The organism is Halorubellus litoreus, assembly GCF_055378595.1.
The window spans coordinates 899,574-918,936 of the sequence record NZ_AP043836.1 but is presented as its reverse complement, the minus strand read 5'-3'; the positions used below and the strand labels follow the sequence as shown (position 1 = coordinate 918,936).

Here is a 19,363-nt window from a genome sequence, read left to right as displayed (position 1 = left end):
GGAGTTATTAACCAACGACGGCGTGTTGTTAACAAGAATGGTTACTAACTCGGAATCGAGGGTTAACAACATCGCGGGCGTGCCGACGGTCGGCGTCGTCGCCGTCGTCGCGTTCCTCGCACTCACCGCGTGGGCCGCGACCGTCGCCGCCGACGGCCGCCCCGAACTCTGGAAGGTCGTCGGCATCGCGTGGACCGCGTTCGCCGCCATGGGCGTCGCCATCCCGCTCGGCGCACGCGCCGACGGCGGCCACGCCCACGGCCTCGTCTGGGCGTACGGCCTCGCCGCCGGCGCCATGGTCACCAGCGCCGCCGTCTTCCTCCTCCCGCAAGCGTTCGGCCTCCACCCGCGCTGGGGCGGCTTCGGCGTCGCCGCCGGCATCGTCCTCGGGTTCGGCGCCCACACCGTCGGGCACCGCCTCACCCACGAGACCAGCTTCGACCACACGAGCCTCGAGATATCCGCGCACGCCCTCGCCGCTGGCACAATCATCGGCATCGTCTACGGCAACATGCCCACGCTCGGCGCGTTCCTCGGCGTCGCCATCGTCTCCCACAAGGGCCCCGCCGGGTACGCCGCCGCCCGCCGACTCGCGAGCGACGGCGGCAACCCCTGGGTCCTCCTCCTCCCCGCCGCCGGCGTCGGCCTCACCGCCATCCCCGCGAGCATCATCGCCCTCCCGCCCGACCCCGTCCTGAACGCGCTCGTCTTCGGGTTCGCCGCCGGCGTCTTCCTCCACGTCGCCATGGACTTCCTCCCCACCTGCGAGATCGGTGGCGACGTCTACGACGTCGCACACACCACCGACCACGCACACGAACTCCTCGACAGTCTCCGCCTGCACGCCGTCGTCTCCACGCTCCTCGGCGGCCTCGTCGTGTTCGTCGCGTGGCTCCTCGTCGCCTGAATCGACCCCGAAAATCGAATCGACCGCGCAATCGCGCTACAGTTCCCGGTCGCTCGACGGGTCGTCGAGCTCCCAGAGGACCTCCGGGAGGAACGCGTCGAGGTTGTCGACGACCTTCCGCTCGCTCACGTTCATGCCCTCGCAGTGCTCCCACGCGGACTCGCGGACGTCCACGTGGATGTCGCCGTCCTCGACCGACACCGCGAGCGGGTACACCGAGCACCGCGTCGGCTTCCAGTCGTGCTCGGCGTGCAGCGAACAGAGGCCGTCGTCGCGCAGGAACACGCACGCTTCGCCGTCCTCACCGACGTGCTCGTCGCGGTCCTTCGCCTCCTTCTTCACGAAGTCCTCGCCGCGGAACTGCGTCGTCGTATCGTCCAGACTCGCTCGCTCCGCGAGCTCGTAGAAGTCCCGCTCGTAGAGGAGGACGCCGTGCGTACAGCACCACGTGCACTCGTCGACGCACTCGAAGGTCAGGTCGGGGTCGAACTCCACGACCGCCTCGCGACCCGGATGCACCTCGACGCGACGAGAGCCCGTACTCATCGCGTCGAACGACGCCGCGAACGCGGAAGTGTCCTTCCCTTCCCCACGCACCAAACAATTTAGGAATCACGAATGAGGGGCCCGAGTTCCGTACCTAGGGTAAGCGCACGGAGCGCCGCTATCATGCCCGGAACTCACTCGCTCCCGATGGACGTGACCGTCGACCTCCCGACGACGGACGCAACCGTTCTCGTCGTCGACGACGACGAGGACCTGGCAGACACGTACGCGCTCTGGCTCCGCGAACACGTCGACGTTCACGTCGCGTACTCGGGGAGCGACGCGCTCGACGTCCTCGCGACCGAACCCATCGACGTCGTCCTGCTCGACCGCCGGATGCCGTCGATGTCCGGCGACGTCGTGCTCGCCGAGATGCGGTCTCGCGGTCACGACCAGCGCGTGTCATTGGTGACCGCCGTCGAGCCGACGCTCGACATCGTCTCGCTCCCCTTCGACGAGTACCTCGTCAAACCGGTCGGCCGCGAGCCGCTCGAATCGACCGTCGAATCGCTGCTGGCACTCGCCGAGCACGCCGACGCGTTCCAGGAGTACTTCTCGCTCCAGTCGAAGCTCGCGGTCCTCCAGGCCGGCCCCGAGTACCGAACGCAGGACGACCCCGCGGACCTCGACGCGCTCCGCGAGCGCGTCGTCGCGGCCCGCGAGCGCGCGGTTGACTCCCTCGAGGACGTCCGCTGCGACGAGGACGCAGACGGCACCAGCGGCATCACCGACACCGGATGACCGCGCGACAGACACCCGAGACGACCACCGGAAATTTCCGTCCCTAAGTGCCAAGGCCCCATCGTAAGGACGCACGGTGAGAAAGTACCGAACGGCCGCGGACCAGTGACGGACTGTCCGCGACCGATTCCCCCCTATCCGTCGGTGGGCGCTCCGATTCTGCCCCCCCACCCACGAGCGCCCCACCGACTCCCCCTCTTCGAACCGCGTGACCTACCTGAACCACGGAGAGAGTCCCGCCTTTCAGGGCGCAGAGGATGTCAACCGGTGTTCTTCATGCCGGCCGCGATACCCTTCACGGTCAAGCGAAGCGTTCGCTCCTCCGCCGGCGTGCGATGGGTCTGGTCGAGCAGGTCGACCTGTAGCAGGTGCAACGGGTCGACGTAGGGATTCCGTCGCGAGAGGCTCTCACCGAACCACTCGCGCTTGTACACCGTGTCCCGACCCGTTATCTCCGTCACGAGCTCGCACGCCCGCTCGTACTCGCCCTCGAGTCGCGGGAAGAACCGCTCGCGGAGCGCCGGCGTCGCCAGTTCCGCGTAGTAGCCCGCGATCTCCATGTCGGTGCGAGCGAGCGCGACCGCCGCGTTGTCCAGGAGCGTCGTGAACACCGGCCACGAGTCGTACATCTCCTGGAGCGTCCCGAGGTCGCCCTCTCCCTCCAGGTACTCGTCGAGTGCAGTCGCGAGCCCGTACCAGCCCGGGAGCACGCACCGCGACTGCGTCCACGAGAACACCCACGGGATGGCGCGCAGGTCCTCGACCTTGCGCTCGCCGGTCCGCGACGCGGGCCGCGACCCGAGGTTGAGGTCCTCGATGACCGTGATGGGCGTCGCCTGCTCGAAGTACGACACGAAGCCGTCGGTCTCGAGGAGGTCCCGGTACTCGTCGCGCGCGACGTCGGCCATCCCCGCCATCGCGTCCTCCCAGTCGTCCGCGGCCTGCGGTTCCGGCTGCTCGATGGCGCGCTTGCGCGACCGGAGCTGCGCGGACAGCAGTTGTTCGAGCGAGCGCTCCGCGACCTGCGGGTTCGCGTACCGCTCCGCGAGGACCTCGCCTTGCTCGGTGAACTTCACCATCCCCGATACCGCGTCGCTCGGCCGCGCGAGCAGCGCCGCGCCGATGGGCCCGCCGCCGCGCGAGATGGAGCCACCGCGGCCGTGGAACAAGCGGAGGGTGACGTCGTGGTCGTCGCAGACGTGCGCGATGCGACGCTGGTTCTCGTGGAGCCGCCAGTTCGCCGCCAAAAAGCCGTTCTCCTTGTTCGAGTCCGAGTACCCGAGCATCACCTCCTGGACGTTCCCGCGCGCCTCGATGGCCGCGCCGTACGCCTCGTTCTCGAAGAGCGTGCCCATGATGTCCCGCGCGTTCTCCAGCGCGCTCTCGGTCTCGAGCAGCGGGACGACGTCCACGCCCGAGTACGCGGGTAGCGACACGACGCCCGCCTGGTCCGCGAGGAAGAGGACCTCGAGGACGTGACTCGGGCGTTCGGTCATCGAGATGGCGTACGTGTCGATGGCGTCCGCGCCGTACTCGCGCTGCCAGTCCGCGAACGCGTCGAACCGCCGGAGGACGCGCTCGGTCGTCTCCGAGACGCCGTCCGTGTCGGTGACGTCCACGACCGGCTCGTCCTGGAGGATGGCGTCGGTCAGGGCGTCGACGCGCTCGTCCTCGCTCATCGCGTCGTACTCGATGCCCTCGCGAGCGAGCGCCTCGCCGACCGCCTCGGTGTGGTTCTCCTGGTGGTCGCGGAGGTCGAGGCCGGCGAGCGTCAACCCGAACGTCTCCACCTCGCGAACGAGCGGTTTCACGTGCGCGTCGACGATCGATTCGGCGCCGTTCGCGCGGAGGCTCTCGGCGAGCGTCTCCAGGTCCTCGATGAGCTCGCTCGCGTCCTCGTACCCGCCGGGGCGGACGTCGCCGACGCGGTCGACGCGCTCGCGCATCAACTTCAGCTTCTTTCGGTACGGCTCGCCGGGATACCGCTCCTCGGTCTCGGTCGCGACGCCCGGGAGCCGCTCGCGGTCCGCGGCGAGCCCCGCCTCGAACCCGTCCGTCGGGGGACAGCGGTCGCCGTCCTGACTCACGACGCCCGACAGCGCCTTCAACCGATTCCGGTAGCGTTCGAGCGCGACCGACCGCTGGCGTTCGAGCGTCCGCTCGGTGACCTCCGGCGTCACGTAGGGGTTGCCGTCGCGGTCGCTGCCCGCCCACGACCGGAACTCGAGCAGCTTCGGGACGTCGAGGTCCTCGACAATCGATTCGTCGAGTTCGCGTTCGAGGGTGTCGTAGACGTCGCCGACGACGTCGAACAGCGTGTTCTGGAGGTACCACTGGACGTTCCGCGCCTCGTCGTCCGGCGTCGGCGGCCCCTCTCGGACCTGCGGGGTCTGCCAGAGCGACGTCACCTCCGCCTCGATGTCGCGCCACACCCGGGCGTCCTCGAGGTCGGTCAGGGAGCGTTCGTCGAGCGTCTCGACGTGCTCGGCGATCGACCGGAGCTTCGCCTTCACGGTCTTCCGACGGGCTTCGGTCGGGTGCGCGGTGAACGTCGGTTCGACGAGGACGTCCGCGAGCGTCTGCTCGACGACGTCCACGTCCGCGTTCCCGAGTTCGTCCGCGGCCGCGGGCAGCGAGTCCTCGAGTTCGTCGGTCTGCCGGCTCCGGCGGACGGTGCGAACGCGCTCGCGTTCCTCCGCGAGGTTCACGAGTTCGAAGTACGTCGTGAACGCGCGAGCGACGTCGCTCGCGCGCTCCGGGTCGAGCGCCTTGATGGTCTCGACGAGTCGTTCGCGCGAGTCGACGTCCCCGCGTCGGTATCCGATTGCGCGCTCGCGGACGTCCTCGACGGTCTCGAACGCCGCGGTCGACGCCTGCGCCTCCAGGACGTCGCCGACGAGTTCGCCGAGTTCGCGGACGTCCTGCCGGACGTCCCGTTCGTGCAATGGCATACCACCACGCACGCGCTCCGCGTCCATCAAACCCGACGCCACGCCGAAAAATTGCCACTCGGAATGTAGTAATTAATAATCGGGCTCGGGGGGCGTCGAACCAACGCTCAGTTGTACCCGCGCCACTTCTTCCCGCACTCCGTGCACTTGAAGAACCGCGTCGGCGGTTCGTCCGCACTCGCCGTCTGCTGGATGTAGTACCACGCCTCCTCAGTCCCGCACTCGTCGCAGCGCACGTCCGTCGCCGTCGGCTTCCCCTCGAAGTCCGCGTTCTCCTCCGTCTCGATGACCTCCTCGTTCGCCTGCGCGTCCGTCGACACGTACTCGCTCTCGTCGCCACCACGGGACTCTGTCGCGCCACACGACGAACACACCCACTCGTCGCCGTCGGTCTTCATCATCGAACCGCAGTCGTCGCAGAATTGCATACGTACCCACCACGTTCGAGGTACACGACTGTAACGTCTTCGCGACGGCGCCCCGAACGCTCGGGACGCCAGCAGCCTCCCCGACCGTCCCGTCACGCGCCACCGCGGCCTACTCCGTCGTGACGTCCTCGAGACGCTCGTCCTCCAGGATGACCGGGCAGTCCGCGACCTTGAAGTGCTCCATGTCCACCTGCTCGATGATGTCCGTCCCCTCGTGCGAGCACCCGACGTCCGGCGGGTCGGCGAAGTACGGACACTGCGAGCAGTACTTGCGCTTCTGGACCTCCCGTATCTCGCGCTCGCCGCGCGGTTCGACGGTCGGCTCGTCGGTCTCCACCTGCGCCCAGAGTTCGTCCGCGTCCAACTCGCCGACGTCCACCTCGTCGAACAGCTCCTCGTCGGTCTTCGTCTTCCGCTCCCGACGCCCCTCGATACCGGCCGCGAGATCACCGAGCGGCCCCTCGCGGCCGTCACTTGGCGCTCCCGGCTCGTCCTCGACCGCAGCCCCGTCGTCGTCACGGTCGACTGCAGTCCCGTCGTCGACCGGTGACCCGTCGCTCTCGTCACCGGCGCCCGCAGCGTCCGCGGGCGACTCCTCCGGGAACAACGTCGGCGGTGCCGCATCGTCGTCCTCGCTCCGGACGCGGTCACGCAACCCACCGAGGGGCTCTCGCGACGCCGACGACTCCTCGCCAGCGTCCCCCTCGTCGGTCATTCCGACGCCTCCTCGGCCTGCTCGGCGAGCTCCTCGGCGAGCTCGGCGTTCAGGTCGTCGTCGTGACCCTCCGGGAGCGCCGGCGGGTCCCCAGTGACGAGCCGGTTCGAGGAGAACAGCCCCGTGCGCTTCTCGACGTCGTTGAACGTGCTCGCACAGTGCGGGCACTCCGGCACCGACAGCAGCGAGACGTCCACGGGCGACCCGCACTCCTCGCACTTCGCCGTCCGGATGCCCTCGCGGTTCGCCGCCAGCTTCAGCGTCTCCGCCTCCGCACGTCGAGACTCCTGGAGACTCAAGCGCTTCACCTCGGAGCGAACGTCCACGAGCACGCGAGCGAGCGTCCCCGTCTTCGCCTCCAACTCGTCGGTCGTCTCCGTCAGGTACTCGAGGACGTCCTCGAAGTTCTCGAACCCCGCGTCCAGGTCGTCCTCGACCCGGTCGACGGTCTCAGAGAGGTCCGCGACGTCCGCCGCCATCGCGTCCACGCGCTCCTCGAGGTCGGCGTGCTCGTGGTCCGCCGGCGCCTTCGCGTCCGCCTCGCGCTTGACCTGCACCACGCGCTTCCGGACGTCGCTCAGGAGGTCCTCGAACTCCTCGCGTTGCTCGTCGAGCGCGTCCTCGAACGCCGCCGTCTCGACGTACGCCTCGAGCGCGGCCTCGTCGACGACACCGTCCAGGTCGTCGGCCGTCACGACGCCGTCCCCGGCGTCGCTCTCCGTCATCGAACGGTACGCGGCGACGAGCTCTCGGATCACGTCCTCGCGACTCCGGTCCATCTCGACGGCTTGCTGGTCGAGCCACTCCTCGAGGTCCGGCGGGAGTCGAACCGAGACGTCGACGTGCTCCTCGCTCGCCATTCGCCTGGATTTCGGTCTTAAGGTGCTTAAGGGTTGTTGCAAAATCGACGGGTGTGGCGGGGACGACGCGGCCGCTTCCGGCGGTTCCTCGTCACCTGATCTTCCGGACGTCGCTGATGTCGAACCCGGCGTCGCTGATGTCGGTCTCGAACTGGATGATGTTCTCCTCTTCGAGGCGCGACAGCACGCCGCGGAACTGCTTGACGACGAGCGTTCGCGCGCGCTCGCTCCCACCGGACTCCCACTCGAACAGCAGCGAGCCGTCCGTGGACTCCATGAGCCCGCCGAGTTCCCGCGCCGACAGCGCCTCGGTGTTCACGAGCAGGAGCACGAGGCCGCCCCACTCGTAGCTCGCCTTCTTCAAGCCCTTCATGAGGAGCGTGATCTCGTTCCAGTCCATCTCGTCGCTCGCCGCCGACACGAGGTCGGTGACGGAGTCGACGACGACGAGACTCCCGCTCGCGTTGTCGTTCATGTACTCGCCGACCGCGTCGAGCGTCCCGCGGCGGTCGTTCCGGTCGCCGAGTTCCGTTATCTTCCGCGTCTCCTTCGCGTACCACTCCCGGGGGACCTGCGACAGCTGGAAGTACTCCGTGGAGAAGTCCGCGAACGAGATGGCTTCGGCGGCGGCGTCCACGATGTCGTCGTCCATCGCGTACTGCATCTCGGAGACGATGGCGTCTCGCTCCTCGGTGAACGACAGGTAGTGGATGTCGTCAGGTACGGCTGCGTTCCCGTGGAGCCCGCCGTAGTAGAGGTCGAACAGTTCGGCGTCGGCGTGCGCCAGCGCGTTCATCGCGACGCTCGTGTACACGAACTCGCGCGCCCCGGCACCGACCTCGCCGGCGAGAAGAACGACGCTCCCCGGCGGTGCACCACCGTCTATCATCGAATCCAACCGCGAGATACCGAACGGGAGCCGCTCCATGCACGCACCCTCGGGAGCGTCGGGTAACTGTCTTACGGGCAGTCCCCGCTCGCAGACGCATCCGCCATCCGCCAGGACGTCGTTTCGATGGTGTCGGTCACACGGGCGTCACGACCGTAGGGCGGATGGTGTCCACAGGGGAAGTGTCTCAACGGCCGGGTCCTGCGATGGTGGTCCTCGAAGAGTTACCAAGTCGATCTCGCAGTCGCGACCGTACCGGTAGATACAGAGGAATAACTGTCCATCCCGACCACTGGTGACTACAGTTGGAACGGCAACCCCTTTTTTAGTAATTGAACTGAGGCCATGAAGGAAACTCCGCCAGCGACACCCGATTTGACTGTCGGAGAGAGAGCAGCAGGCAGAACAATGGCCGTGACTATCGACATAATTGTCCAGAGTGTCAGAACGACGGCGGCGAGCAACCACGGCTGCTCTATCTCGATATCTGACATAGCACGTTTGTCAGTCCCACCGGCCAAAAATATGGCTGATGGATTCGCACGGTCACGTACCAGAAGGTTCGATGCCTTTCTACTGAAACGAATCGTTCGTGAGGGGTCCGCTGACTCCCTGATAGCTCGGTGTTCGAAACGCGGTGGTCTCGTCTATTCGAGTCGTGCGCCGTCGTCGGCGGGGGCGGTCGCGAGGACGTCGCCGTCGACGTTGGCGGTGTCGAGTGCTCGCCCGGCGGCGTCGAGGGCGTCGTCGACGTGCGGTTCGCTGGTGAGTGCGTAGACGGCGGGCCCCCAGGAGGACTGGCCGACGCCGCCGACGGCGTCGCTCCGGGAGAGCGCGTCGACGATTTCGCCGACTGGCGGCCGGAAGACGCCGCCCTGTTCGTCGGCGTACCACGCGCCGTTGAGGCGGCCGAGGTCCGCCATCCCCTCGGCGAACCGCTGGCGGTCGTCGGTCGCGGCGGCGGGGAGGAGCGTGCGGGTGAGGGTTCCGGCGACGGCGTCGGCGACGCTCCCGTCGGCGGTTTCGACGACGCTGCGCATGCTCTCGGTCTCCGCGCTCCCGCTGCGGCCGGTGTCGGCGTTCGGTATCGCCAGGACGAACCGCCAGTCGTCGGGGAGCGCGTGCCGGGCGACGACGGGCGGGGTCTCCCACTCGCCGCGGGCGGGTTCGTCCGTGGTGAATCTGGCCGTGGGGTGGCCGGCGTCGACGACGAACCCGCCGGCCTCGAAGGTGGCGACGCCGATGCCGCTGCGGCCGCCGCGACCGAGCGCAGGGGCGTGCTGGCGCGGGGTGGGTTCGACGTCGTTCGCTCGTGCGACCGCGGCGTACGTCGCGAGCGCGAGTTGCGTACCGCTGCCGAGGCCGACGTGCCGGGGGAGCGCGCGCTCGACCGTGAGGTGTGCGCCAGGGACGTCGAGGGCGTCGACGGCGCGGTCGGCGTACCGCCGGACGGCCTCGAGGTCCGCCAGCTCGTCGCCGCCGACGGCGGGCATCGCGTCCGCCGCCGCGTCTACTGACACCGCGTCCGCGAGGACGGCGGTGACCGCGACGCGTGGCTCGGCGAGCCCGACGCCGACGCCGCCGTACAGGCGGTCGTGCGCGAGCGACAGGTTCTGGAACCCGAAGTGGAGGCGGGCGCCCGCCGAGACCGTGACCATACCGACAGCTAGGGACTAGAGGTCCAAGGCGTTTCGGCGGTGGCAACCACGTCCGGTGACGGAAGGTCGTCGGCGAGGTGGCCGCGCCGCCGGCGGGGCGTCAGGTGGTCCTCGCCCGCGGCCGTGGCATCACTCGTCCGCGCGGCCGCTGAGGGTGGCGGTCGCCGGGAGGACGCTGCCGGCGAACCAGACGGCTCCGATGGAGAGGAGGACGACGCCCGCGAGCACCGGCGTCAGGCTCGCCGTGCAACTGTTACAGCCTTCCTGCCAGCGGACGACCCACGAGGAAAGCGAGACGCTCTCGAACGCCACGGCCGCCGCGGCGGTATCCCCTGTGCACAAGACGTCGGTGCAGCCCCCGCGGAGGAACGTGAGTAGCACGAGGGCGGCTCCGGCCGCGGTCGCGGTCGCTGCGGCGAGAGCGGTCCGCGACGAGCGCGTGCGGCTTCGTTCTCGCATGCGACGGCGTTCCCTGGGCGGGAGTAAAGGCCTTCTGCCGGTCCGTGGCGCGTCGCCGGCTGGAACCTGCGGCGTCGACGCGACAGCAACGTCTGTCGAGGGGGCCGGAGTTAAGGCGGGCGGGCGCTTCACCCGGGACATGAGCGATAGCGAGAAGCCCGAGGGTCTCCGGAGTCGCGAGGTCACCGAGGGCACCGAGCGCGCGCCGCATCGAGCGATGTTCCGCGCGATGGGATTCGACGACGACGACCTGAACGCGCCGATGGTCGGCGTCGCGAACCCCGCCGCGGACGTCACGCCCTGTAACGTTCACCTCGACGACGTCGCCGACGCCGCCATCGACGGCGTCGACAGCGCCGAGGGGATGCCGATCGAGTTCGGGACCATCACGATAAGCGACGCCATCTCGATGGGGACGGAGGGCATGAAGGCCTCCCTCGTCTCGCGCGAGGTCATCGCGGACTCGGTGGAGCTCGTCGCGTTCGGCGAGCGCCTCGACGCGCTCGTCACCGTCGCGGGCTGCGACAAGAACCTCCCCGGGATGCTCATGGCGAGCATCCGCACCGACCTCCCGAGCGTCTTCCTCTACGGCGGCTCGATCATGCCCGGCGAGCACGACGGCCGCGAGGTCACCATCCAGAACGTCTTCGAGGGCGTCGGCGCCGTCGCCGAGGGCTCGATGAGCGAGGACGAGCTCGACGACCTCGAACGGTCGGCGTGCCCTGGCGCGGGCTCCTGTGGCGGGATGTTCACCGCGAACACGATGGCGTCCATCTCTGAGGCGCTCGGGATGGCGCCGCTCGGGTCCGCGAGCGCGCCCGCCGAGTCCGACGCGCGCTACGACGTCGCGGAACGAGCCGGGGAACTCGCGCTCGACGCCGTCCACGCCGACCGTCGCCCGAGCGACATCCTCTCGCGCGAATCGTTCGAGAACGCCATCGCGCTCCAGGTCGCCATCGGCGGCTCCACGAACGCCGTCCTCCACCTGCTCGCGCTCGCCGCCGAAGCCGGCATCGACCTCGACATCGACGACTTCGACGAGATCAGCCAGCGGACGCCGAAGATCGCGAACCTCCAACCCGGCGGGACGCGCGTGATGAACGACCTCCACGAACTCGGCGGCGTCCCCGTCGTCCTCCGCCGCCTCCACGACGCCGGCCTCGTCCACGGCGACGCCGCCACCATCACGGGCCGCACCATCGCGGAGGAACTCCAGCACCTCGAGGAATCCGGGCACCTCCCCTCGCGCGACGCGGTCGAAGCCGCGGACGCCGACTTCCTCTACAGCGTCGACGACCCCTACCAGGCAGAGGGCGCCATCCGCATCCTCAAGGGGAACCTCGCGCCCGACGGCAGCGTCCTGAAGGTGACGGGCGACGACGCCTTCCACCACGAAGGCCCCGCTCGCGTGTTCGAGAACGAGGAGGACGCGATGCGGTACGTCCAGGAGGGCGACATCGAGAGCGGCGACGTCATCGTCATCCGGAACGAAGGCCCGCAGGGCGGCCCCGGGATGCGCGAGATGCTCGGCGTCACCGCCGCCGTCGTCGGCGCCGGACACGAGGACGACGTCGCCTTACTGACTGACGGTCGCTTCTCCGGCGGCACGCGCGGCCCCATGATCGGCCACGTCGCGCCCGAATCGTACGTCGGCGGCCCCATCGGCGCCATCGAGGACGGCGACGTCGTCACCGTCGACGTCCCCGACCGCACCCTCGAGGTCGACCTGTCGACCGCCGAGATCGAGGAGCGCCTCGACGCCCGCGACGACCCCGAGCCCGCGTACACGAGCGGCGTCCTCGCGAAGTACGGCCGCGACATGGGCTCGGCCGCCAACGGCGCAGTGACGAATCCCGCTGCGAAACGCGACGACTGACCGCGTGCTGAAGATGACGGGAGACCGATTCGCTAGACGTTGATTGCACTCGAGACTTGGCGAATTAGCTGTTAGCGTGTGGATGCGAATTGACCACCGGAGTTCCTACCAGTTTCGGACGATATTCACATCGCCGTGCAAGATACAGGGCGCATAGTCAGCAGTTCGTCAAACACTTTCATCGACTCGAACTGTCCAGTTCAGACAAGATACTTGTTTCTCGAGTGGGCACAGCGAACATGGACCGCCGTCAGTTTCTCCTCGGGACAACCGGTGTCGTGGCCGGCTGTGCCGGTTGCTCCACGCTCTCCTCCCAGTCAGTAACGCTCAACCTCGTCGTGTTCAACCACTCTGAATACTCGCACAGGGTCGAGTTCGAACTGTTTCGGACCGACGCCGAATCGCCTCAGCAGGGGGGACCGACTAATCCGGAAGCGAGCGTGTACTTCGAACGGATAGACGTCGAGCCACCGCAGGAGGTTGCGAACGGCCCGTCGATGACACAACGAGACGCCGTTGCCGAGTCCAGACCCTACGTCGTCCGGTACAGGGTGTGGAGGGAGTACGGTTCTTCGAATTACCCAGGCGTCTATGACGAAGACCACGTCCACTTCTTCCCGCCGGATGACGACGGCGACAGTGACGCCGTCATATTCGATATCTACTCCGAAGGGGAGATGGAACGACGGTGAAGACTTCGCAGGCCCGCTGAGAACCTGATTCTGTAGGAACTACCAGAAGAGAGAAGGCATCGTGCTGACTACATGCTCTGTATCTCGCACGGAGTATCTGACAGGAATGGAAGCTATCACCACCGTTCGCGTTACGTCCTTCGGCTGTATCTACCGCTTCGCGATTCCGTTCGAGAGGGATGCGAACTGGTCTCTGACTCTCTTCACGCATCGCGGGGGAGCGCGACGACGAGGGGGGTCGCGGCCGTACGGTCGACGTGCTCCGAATCCGCGGAGGCTAAACCCCGCGAGTCCCTACATCGAACAATGAGTCTGGAGGGGGACTGGCGCGAACGCATCGACGACGTGGACGCTCGCCTCATCGACGAGTTCCAGAGCGACTTCCCCGTCGAAGAACGCCCGTTCCGTGCGGTCGCCGACGCCATCGGCACCGACGAAGCCGACGCGTTCGACCGCATGAGGACCCTGCTCGATGCGGGCGTCTTCCGTCGGTTCGGCGCCGTCCTCAACCCGCCGGTCATCGGGTCGTCGACGCTCGCCGCCGTCTCGGCGCCCGACGACCGCTTCGACGAAGTTGCGGCCGTCATCAACGGCTACCAGCAGGTGAACCACAACTACCGCCGCGACCACGAGTGGAACATGTGGTTCGTCGTCACCGCCGGGTCGCGCGCAAAACGCGACGAGATACTCGCCGAGATTGAAGCCCGAACCGGCTGCGAGGTACTGGACCTCCCGATGCTCACCGACTACTACATCGACCTCGAGTTCCCCGTCGTCAACGACGACCGGTTCGCGCGCGAGAGCCTCGAATCGACCGACGTCTCGGCCACGCGCATCAGCGAGAGCGCGACCGGCGACCTGTCGGCGTTCGACGCCGACCTCCTGCTCGCCATCCAGGACGGCTTCCCGGTCTCGACGACGCCGTACCGCGACCTCGCACGCGACCTCGAAGCGACCGGCGACCACGACACCGTCGCCGTCGACGACGTCCTCGCCGCCATCGACCGCCTGCTCGACGCGAACTGCATCAAACGCATCGGGTGCGTCGTCAACCACGTCGTCACCGGGTTCCGGAACAACTGCATGGTCGTCTGGTCGGTCCCGGACGACGACCTCGACGCTCGCGGCGAACGCGTCGGCGCACTCCCCTACGTCACGCTCTGCTATCACCGCCCGCGCAGACCCGACCTCGACTGGGAGTACAACCTCTTCACGATGATCCACGGCCGCGACGCCGACGTCGTCGACGCGAAGATCGACGAACTCGCCACCGACCACCTCCCCTACGAGCACGAACGCCTCTACTCCACGGAGACACTGAAACAGACCGGCGCGCAGTACGAAGACCTGATGAACTAGCCCGCGAGCGGTCCCGGCGCCGACGACCGCGACCGCCGCGTGAACACTCCCTCGGCGACCGACTCGACTGGACCGACCGACGCGTTCAGTTTCGCGACCGAATCTGGTTACTTCCGCGACGCGACGAGGATCATCGGGCCGACGAACAGGAGGCCGAGCCCGAGGAACTTGTACTGGAGCGGCGCGAGCGACCCGGGCGTGACGACGAAGATGGCGCCGAACGTCACCATCGTCAACCCGACGAGCTTCATCGACTTCAGCGGCAGTGCGCCGAGGACGGACACGATCAACAGCAAGAGCAGCGCCTGCCCCACGTTGTACTGGAGCAGGAAGTTGTCGACGATCTGGAGCGCGATGTCCATCATTCCTAGGTCGTACCTCGCCACGAAGCGGTCTTAATCGTAACGATACCGCGACCACGCCCGTCGACTGGTGCCGGGGGACTCACGCGGTCGGCCCGGTGAGGTCGAGCGATCGAATCCAGCGATGCCAGAACAGGGTGACGATGGCCGAGAACCCCCACGTCCACGCGATCGTCCCGAGGAGCGAGTAGCCCGCGGCGGTGAGCGCGAACTTCGCGAGTCCCGGGACGACGATACCGGCGAGGACGGTGAGGCCGACCTGCACGCGCTCGTCGCCGAGCGTCGCTGCGTCCATACGCGACGATTGGACCGGACGTGCCTCAACCCATCGGTCTCGGTGGCCCGCCACGGCGCGACTCACGCGACGCTCTCGGACGTGACGTCGGTCGCACAAAGGGGTGGACGCACGGGACGTACGAACCATGGAGCGTGCACGTGCGTCCAGTGGGACGTAACGGTCCGGACACCCTTAATTCGAACGGGGGTCCTGTAAGTGGTCCGCACAGCCGCGGAAACGCCCGAACCGCCGACTCCCTTCGTCCGGTTCGTGGGCGGACGACGGAGGCATCCGTCGTCGCTGCTCGCTGTCCCGCGGAGCGGGCTCCACCCGACAGGATGCTCCACGGCCGTCAGTCGTCCTCGTATCGACGACGACGCGCAAGCCCGACGAGCTCCAGGCCCGCCTTCTCCAGCGAGTCGTAGTCGTCGGCCGCCACCGCAAGCTGGGCCGCCTCCAACGCCTCACGAACGTCATCTTCCGCACTCATACCCCACCAATACGGACGGACTACCCCTAAACCCACGCCATGCACGGTGAAAGTGAAAACCGCAAGAAGACGACTCGAAATACTACTCGACGACCGACCGGAACGCACCCCGAACCGCCCAGCAAGTTAGTCCGAACCATTATGACACCACGAGGCGTCAGACGTCTCCAGATGGGAACTCTCGACCGCGTGATGGACCACTTCAGCGAGAGCGACACACGCCCGGAGTACGCGTGCCTCGCGTGCGAGAACGGCTACGAGGTCCAACACCACGTCTGCCCCGAGTGCGGTGGGTACCGCGTCGAACGCAACGACTGGTAGCACGACGCCACCGCCGACGGAACCACCTCCCGGAACCGGTCACCCCGAGGCCACACCGCTCCGGACGAGCCCGAACCCCCAGTCCACCAGCACCAGCTCCAAGCAACGCGCACAGACCCTCCAGCACGAATCGAACCACACCCGTCGCCGTCGCTCGCCGCCAGTTGTTCGCTGGAGAAGTGGGCGGACTCGGATTCCGAACCGATGTGAGACGTTCCTGCTCGCTCCGCTGCGCGGGCTGCGACTCACAGGGTTCAAATCACTCGTTTGTACTTCTGCGACGAACGACTCCTCGCTGTCGCTCGTCGTTTGTGGTCGCGGAGAAGTGGGCAGACTCGGATTTGAACCGAGAACCTCCACCTTATCAGAGTGGCGCTCAACCTGATTGAGCTATCCGCCCGAACGCATGCTGAGATAGATGGGTGATGAATAAAAGGGTTTCCTTCTTGCAGTTCGAGTGTGAGTCAGTCCCGGTCGTCGTCGGCGTCCCGGACGTCCTCGACGTCCACCTCGAACGAGTCCTCGTCGAGGTCGATCGTGTCGTCGTCGCCGTCGTCGTCCTCGCGAGCGGCACCGCCGAACGGCCCGGCGTCGCCGTCACCGCCGAACCCGCCGCCGAACGACCCGCTGACGGAGAACCCACTCGCGCTACCAGCACCGCCGCCCGAGGCGTCCTCGGGGTTCGGGAACCCGAACGTCCACGCGTTCCCCGACGCCATCCCGCCGGTGCGCTTGTCGAGCTGCGGGACGACGACGTACTTCTTGAGTGCCATCCGGATCGGGACGCGCGTCAACGGCAGCGTCAGCGCGATCCCGATCGCGTCCGTGACGAGCCCGGGCGTCAGGAGGAACGCGCCCGCCGCGATGAGGAGGCCCGCGTCCATGAGCTCGTTCGTCGGCGGATTGCCTTCGGCGAGCGAGCGCTGTATCTTCGCGAGCGTCCGCCGGCCCTCCATCCGCACGAGCAGCATCCCGATGAGTGCGGTCAGGACGACGAGCGCCACCGCCTGCACGCCACCGAGCGTCCCCGACGCCACCAGCGCCACGAGGACGATGGAGTCGAGGAGCGGGATGACGAGCAGTGCGGCGATGTACCGGAGCATACCTCCGCCTAGCGCGTCCGGCTTCAAAGCCCTTTATCCACGGCCGACCGAATCACTCGTATGGACGAGTCCGCCGAGGCAACGAAGGTCGAGTGGCGCGAGTGGGGCGAGGAGGCGTTCGCGGTCGCGGACCGCGCCGGGAAACCCGTGCTCCTGTCGCTCTCGGCGACGTGGTGCGCGCACTGCCACGAGATGGATCGGGAGACGTACGACGAGCCGCGTATCGCCGCGAACGTGAACGACGGGTTCGTGCCCGTTCGCGTCGACGCCGACCGCCACCCGCGCGTCCGAGAGCGGTACAACATGGGTGGGTTCCCGTCGACGGTGTTCCTCGCGCCCGACGGGAGCGTGCTCTCGGGCGCGGGCTACCTCGGCCCGGACGGGTTCCGGCAGGTGCTCACGAGCGTCCGGAAGGCCTGGAACGCGAAGGGCGAGGCCGCGGGGACGGTGCCGCGCGCGCTCCGCGAGGGCCTGCCGCCAGCGGGCGAGTTGACCTCTGACGTCGAGAAGCAGATGCTCGGTCAGCTCGTCGACTCGTTCGACGACGAGCACGGCGGCTGGTCCGACAACGCGAAGTTCCCGCTCCCCCGGACCGTCGAGTTCGCGCTGAAACGCCAGCGCGACCAGGCGGTGCGGACGCTCGACGCGGTCGACGCGAACCTCCGGGACGACTACGACGGCGGGTTCTATCGGTTCGCGGAGAACGCGAACTGGTCGAACGTGCACCACGAGAAACTGCTGGACTCGAACGCCGCGCTCATTCGTGCGTTCGCGAACGCGTACCTCTACACGGGTACCGAATCGTACCGGGAGGCGGCGAGCGCGGGCGCCGACTACCTCGCGTCGACGCTCTGGACGGGCGAGGCGTTCGCGGGCAGTCAGGCCGCCGACGAGTCGTATTACGTGCAGTCCGCGAGCGGCCGCGAGGACGACGACGCGCCGTCCGTGGACCCGACGGTGTTCGCGGACCGGAACGCGCTCGCGGCGGACGCGCTCCTCGCGTTCGCGGCGTACACCGACGACGAGCAGGCGCGCTCGTACGCGACCCGTGCACTCGACTTCGTCCGGGAGGAACTCGTGAGCGAGGACGGCGTTGTCACGCACTACGTCGCGCAGGGCGACGGGCAGGCGACAGCTGACGGCGGGCCGTCGGCCGGGGAGCGTGGCGAGGTCGGTGTGCTCGCAGACCAGGCGCGCGTGCTGTCGGCGCTCCTGCGCGCTCGCCAGGTGACGGGCGCGGACGTCGTCGACGAGGCGCGTCGCGTCGCTGACTGGACCATCGACGAACTCGGGGACGACGACGCGTTCCGCGACGGCCCTACGTCCGGTGCGGGGCTGCTCGACGAGTCGCTGTACCCGCTGGACGGGAACGTCGAGTTCGCCGACGCGTTGCTCGACCTCGCGGTCGTCACGGGCGAGGACGAGTACCGAGCGGTCGGTCGGCGCGCGCTCGAGGCGTTCGGCGGGGCCGCCGACCGGTTCGGGGTGCGCGTCGCCGCGTACGCCGCGACCGCGTCCCGGTACCTGGAGTCGCCGCTTTCGATCCGCGTCGGCGACGACGCCGGGAGCGACCTGCATCGCGCCGCGCTCCGGATGGCCGACCACGAGAAGGTCGTCGTCCCCGCCGCCGAGGACGTGGCTGCGGGCGAGGCCGAGGTCGCGCGCGGCGACGACGTCGCGGGCACTGCGACCTCGCCACAGGCGCTCGCGGACCTCGTCGCGGAGACGGTCTGAGCGCGCTCGCGCGGTCCACGACCCCAGAGACGGTCTGAACGCGCTTGCGATTTCACGACCGTGGAGTTCTCGTGGGGGGCCTGCGCGGATTCGAGCGCCTGGAGGACTTCAACTACCGATGTGTTTATGGTTCTCCACTATGTTTGGGTTTACTATGGCCAGCCTTCGAGACCTCGGATTGTCGGAGTACGAGGCGCGAGCGTACCGCGCGCTCCTCAACACCGGCCCGACAACCGCTAAAGAGTTGTCACGGGCGAGCGACGTCCCGATGGGTCGCATCTACGACGTGCTGAACAGCATCGAGCAGTACAATCTCGTCCGCAGCCAGACCGCGTCGCGCCCGAAGAAGTACGTCGCGGTCGAACCCGCGACCGCCCTCGACCGCCTCCTCGAGGACAAGAAACGCGAACTCGAGGAGAAGGCCGAGCAGTACCAGAACATCGTCGACGAACTCAGCGACGAGCTCGACGCCGCCGAACCCGTCGAGGAGCAGTTCTGGACCGCGGCCGTCGGCCAGGAGGAGACCACGGACCTCCTCCTCGAACGCCTCACGGCCGCGGACGACCGCATCGTGATGGTCGCGAGCGACCCGAGCCCGCAGTTCAACGTCGCCGAGATCGGTGAATCCATCATCGAGGAGATGGAGAACGCCCTCGAACGCGGCGTCGACGTCGACGTCCTCATGACTCGCGAGATGGTCGCGTCCCTCAGCGAGGAGGTCGGCCGCCGCTACCGGAACCGGCTCACGGACGACCCGAACTTCAACGTCCGCACGAGCGAGGAGGTCACCGGGACGTTCAACCTCATCGACGACATCGAGGTCGTCATCCAGGTCCCGAACCCGCTCGGCGGCACCGAAGCGTTCGCGATGATCGACCTCAAGGACCCCGAGTTCGCCGCGGACGTCTTCGACCAGTTCAACCCGACGTGGCAGAGCGCGGAACCGCTCTCGTTCTGAAGGACACTGCGAGCGCCGTTCTCTCGTTTCGGCGGCG

General features: G+C 67.9%; 21 protein-coding genes and 1 tRNA gene. 8 read left to right on the top strand and 14 right to left on the bottom strand.

The features are described 5' to 3' along the window. The first annotated feature begins 37 nt into the window (after window positions 1-37). Window positions 38-907, top strand: coding sequence for a ZIP family metal transporter (locus tag ACZ48X_RS08800; protein ID WP_336352439.1), 870 nt, complete (start codon window positions 38-40; stop codon window positions 905-907). A gap of 36 nt (window positions 908-943) precedes the next feature. Here ACZ48X_RS08800 and ACZ48X_RS08795 read toward each other — a convergent pair whose 3' ends face one another. Further along, a complete protein-coding gene (locus tag ACZ48X_RS08795) occupies window positions 944-1,453 on the bottom strand; it encodes a YkgJ family cysteine cluster protein (protein ID WP_336352438.1) in 510 nt (169 codons plus the stop codon). 123 nt (window positions 1,454-1,576) lie between these two features. On the opposite strand from ACZ48X_RS08795, the gene ACZ48X_RS08790 reads away from it, so the two are divergent. After that, window positions 1,577-2,194, top strand: a complete 618-nt coding sequence (locus ACZ48X_RS08790) for a response regulator (RefSeq protein ID WP_336352437.1) — start codon at window positions 1,577-1,579, stop codon at window positions 2,192-2,194. A gap of 260 nt (window positions 2,195-2,454) precedes the next feature. Here the strand turns inward: ACZ48X_RS08790 and ppc are convergent, their stop codons facing one another. The 8 genes from ppc to ACZ48X_RS08750 form a co-directional block, all read right to left on the bottom strand. Then, window positions 2,455-5,145, bottom strand: coding sequence for a phosphoenolpyruvate carboxylase (ppc, locus tag ACZ48X_RS08785; RefSeq protein ID WP_336352436.1), 2,691 nt, complete (start codon window positions 5,143-5,145; stop codon window positions 2,455-2,457). A gap of 107 nt (window positions 5,146-5,252) precedes the next feature. Beyond that, entirely contained in the window at window positions 5,253-5,573 is a 321-nt protein-coding gene (locus ACZ48X_RS08780) for a transcription factor S (protein ID WP_336352435.1), read from the bottom strand. A 109-nt stretch (window positions 5,574-5,682) separates the two neighbouring features. Further along, entirely contained in the window at window positions 5,683-6,288 is a 606-nt protein-coding gene (locus ACZ48X_RS08775) for a DUF8135 domain-containing protein (RefSeq protein ID WP_336352434.1), read from the bottom strand. Beyond that, window positions 6,285-7,148: a hypothetical protein gene (locus ACZ48X_RS08770; RefSeq protein ID WP_336352433.1), complete on the bottom strand. Its 864-nt coding sequence runs from the start codon at window positions 7,146-7,148 to the stop codon at window positions 6,285-6,287. Before ACZ48X_RS08770 ends, ACZ48X_RS08775 begins: the two co-directional genes overlap by 4 nt. Window positions 7,149-7,239: 91 nt before the next feature. Further along, window positions 7,240-8,076: an RAD55 family ATPase gene (locus ACZ48X_RS08765; protein WP_336352432.1), complete on the bottom strand. Its 837-nt coding sequence runs from the start codon at window positions 8,074-8,076 to the stop codon at window positions 7,240-7,242. A gap of 260 nt (window positions 8,077-8,336) precedes the next feature. Beyond that, complete coding sequence (locus tag ACZ48X_RS08760) at window positions 8,337-8,531, bottom strand: hypothetical protein (RefSeq protein WP_336352431.1); 195 nt, start codon at window positions 8,529-8,531, stop codon at window positions 8,337-8,339. A 153-nt stretch (window positions 8,532-8,684) separates the two neighbouring features. Then, window positions 8,685-9,695, bottom strand: a complete 1,011-nt coding sequence (locus ACZ48X_RS08755) for a beta-ribofuranosylaminobenzene 5'-phosphate synthase family protein (RefSeq protein WP_336352430.1) — start codon at window positions 9,693-9,695, stop codon at window positions 8,685-8,687. A 129-nt stretch (window positions 9,696-9,824) separates the two neighbouring features. Further along, window positions 9,825-10,154 (bottom strand): hypothetical protein, encoded by a 330-nt coding sequence (locus ACZ48X_RS08750; protein ID WP_336352429.1) that lies wholly within the window; start codon window positions 10,152-10,154, stop codon window positions 9,825-9,827. A 139-nt stretch (window positions 10,155-10,293) separates the two neighbouring features. Between ACZ48X_RS08750 and ilvD the strand changes: the two genes are divergently transcribed. The 3 genes from ilvD (at window position 10,294) to ahbB (ending at window position 14,081) form a co-directional block, all read left to right on the top strand. Then, window positions 10,294-12,030, top strand: a complete 1,737-nt coding sequence (gene ilvD, locus ACZ48X_RS08745) for a dihydroxy-acid dehydratase (protein WP_336352428.1) — start codon at window positions 10,294-10,296, stop codon at window positions 12,028-12,030. A 239-nt stretch (window positions 12,031-12,269) separates the two neighbouring features. Further along, the gene (locus ACZ48X_RS08740) at window positions 12,270-12,722 is read left to right on the top strand and encodes a hypothetical protein (RefSeq protein ID WP_336352427.1); all 453 of its coding nucleotides are present in this window, start codon (window positions 12,270-12,272) and stop codon (window positions 12,720-12,722) included. A gap of 306 nt (window positions 12,723-13,028) precedes the next feature. Continuing rightward, window positions 13,029-14,081, top strand: a complete 1,053-nt coding sequence (gene ahbB / locus ACZ48X_RS08735) for a siroheme decarboxylase subunit beta (RefSeq protein WP_336352426.1) — start codon at window positions 13,029-13,031, stop codon at window positions 14,079-14,081. 107 nt (window positions 14,082-14,188) lie between these two features. On the opposite strand, the gene ACZ48X_RS08730 is transcribed toward ahbB, so the two are convergent. The 3 genes from ACZ48X_RS08730 to ACZ48X_RS08720 form a co-directional block, all read right to left on the bottom strand. Then, window positions 14,189-14,446 carry a hypothetical protein gene (locus ACZ48X_RS08730; protein ID WP_336352425.1) on the bottom strand — a complete coding sequence of 86 codons (258 nt, stop codon included), beginning with the start codon at window positions 14,444-14,446 and terminating at the stop codon, window positions 14,189-14,191. Between the two features lie 79 nt (window positions 14,447-14,525). After that, on the bottom strand, window positions 14,526-14,738 hold the full coding sequence (locus tag ACZ48X_RS08725) for a hypothetical protein (protein ID WP_336352424.1): 213 nt from the start codon (window positions 14,736-14,738) through the stop codon (window positions 14,526-14,528). Between the two features lie 334 nt (window positions 14,739-15,072). Next, window positions 15,073-15,210: a hypothetical protein gene (locus tag ACZ48X_RS08720; protein WP_336352423.1), complete on the bottom strand. Its 138-nt coding sequence runs from the start codon at window positions 15,208-15,210 to the stop codon at window positions 15,073-15,075. A gap of 171 nt (window positions 15,211-15,381) precedes the next feature. Between ACZ48X_RS08720 and ACZ48X_RS08715 the strand changes: the two genes are divergently transcribed. Then, window positions 15,382-15,531 carry an FmdB family zinc ribbon protein gene (locus tag ACZ48X_RS08715; RefSeq protein WP_336352422.1) on the top strand — a complete coding sequence of 50 codons (150 nt, stop codon included), beginning with the start codon at window positions 15,382-15,384 and terminating at the stop codon, window positions 15,529-15,531. Window positions 15,532-15,857: 326 nt separating this feature from the next. On the opposite strand, the gene ACZ48X_RS08710 is transcribed toward ACZ48X_RS08715, so the two are convergent. Further along, window positions 15,858-15,931 (bottom strand) — tRNA-Ile (locus ACZ48X_RS08710). 64 nt (window positions 15,932-15,995) lie between these two features. Further along, window positions 15,996-16,634 (bottom strand): FxsA family protein, encoded by a 639-nt coding sequence (locus ACZ48X_RS08705; protein WP_336352421.1) that lies wholly within the window; start codon window positions 16,632-16,634, stop codon window positions 15,996-15,998. 60 nt (window positions 16,635-16,694) lie between these two features. Between ACZ48X_RS08705 and ACZ48X_RS08700 the strand changes: the two genes are divergently transcribed. Together ACZ48X_RS08700 and ACZ48X_RS08695 are read left to right on the top strand one after the other, a co-directional pair. Continuing rightward, window positions 16,695-18,368, top strand: coding sequence for a DUF255 domain-containing protein (locus ACZ48X_RS08700; protein WP_336352420.1), 1,674 nt, complete (start codon window positions 16,695-16,697; stop codon window positions 18,366-18,368). Between the two features lie 154 nt (window positions 18,369-18,522). Further along, window positions 18,523-19,326 carry a TrmB family transcriptional regulator gene (locus ACZ48X_RS08695; protein WP_336352419.1) on the top strand — a complete coding sequence of 268 codons (804 nt, stop codon included), beginning with the start codon at window positions 18,523-18,525 and terminating at the stop codon, window positions 19,324-19,326. The last annotated feature ends 37 nt before the right edge of the window (window positions 19,327-19,363 follow it).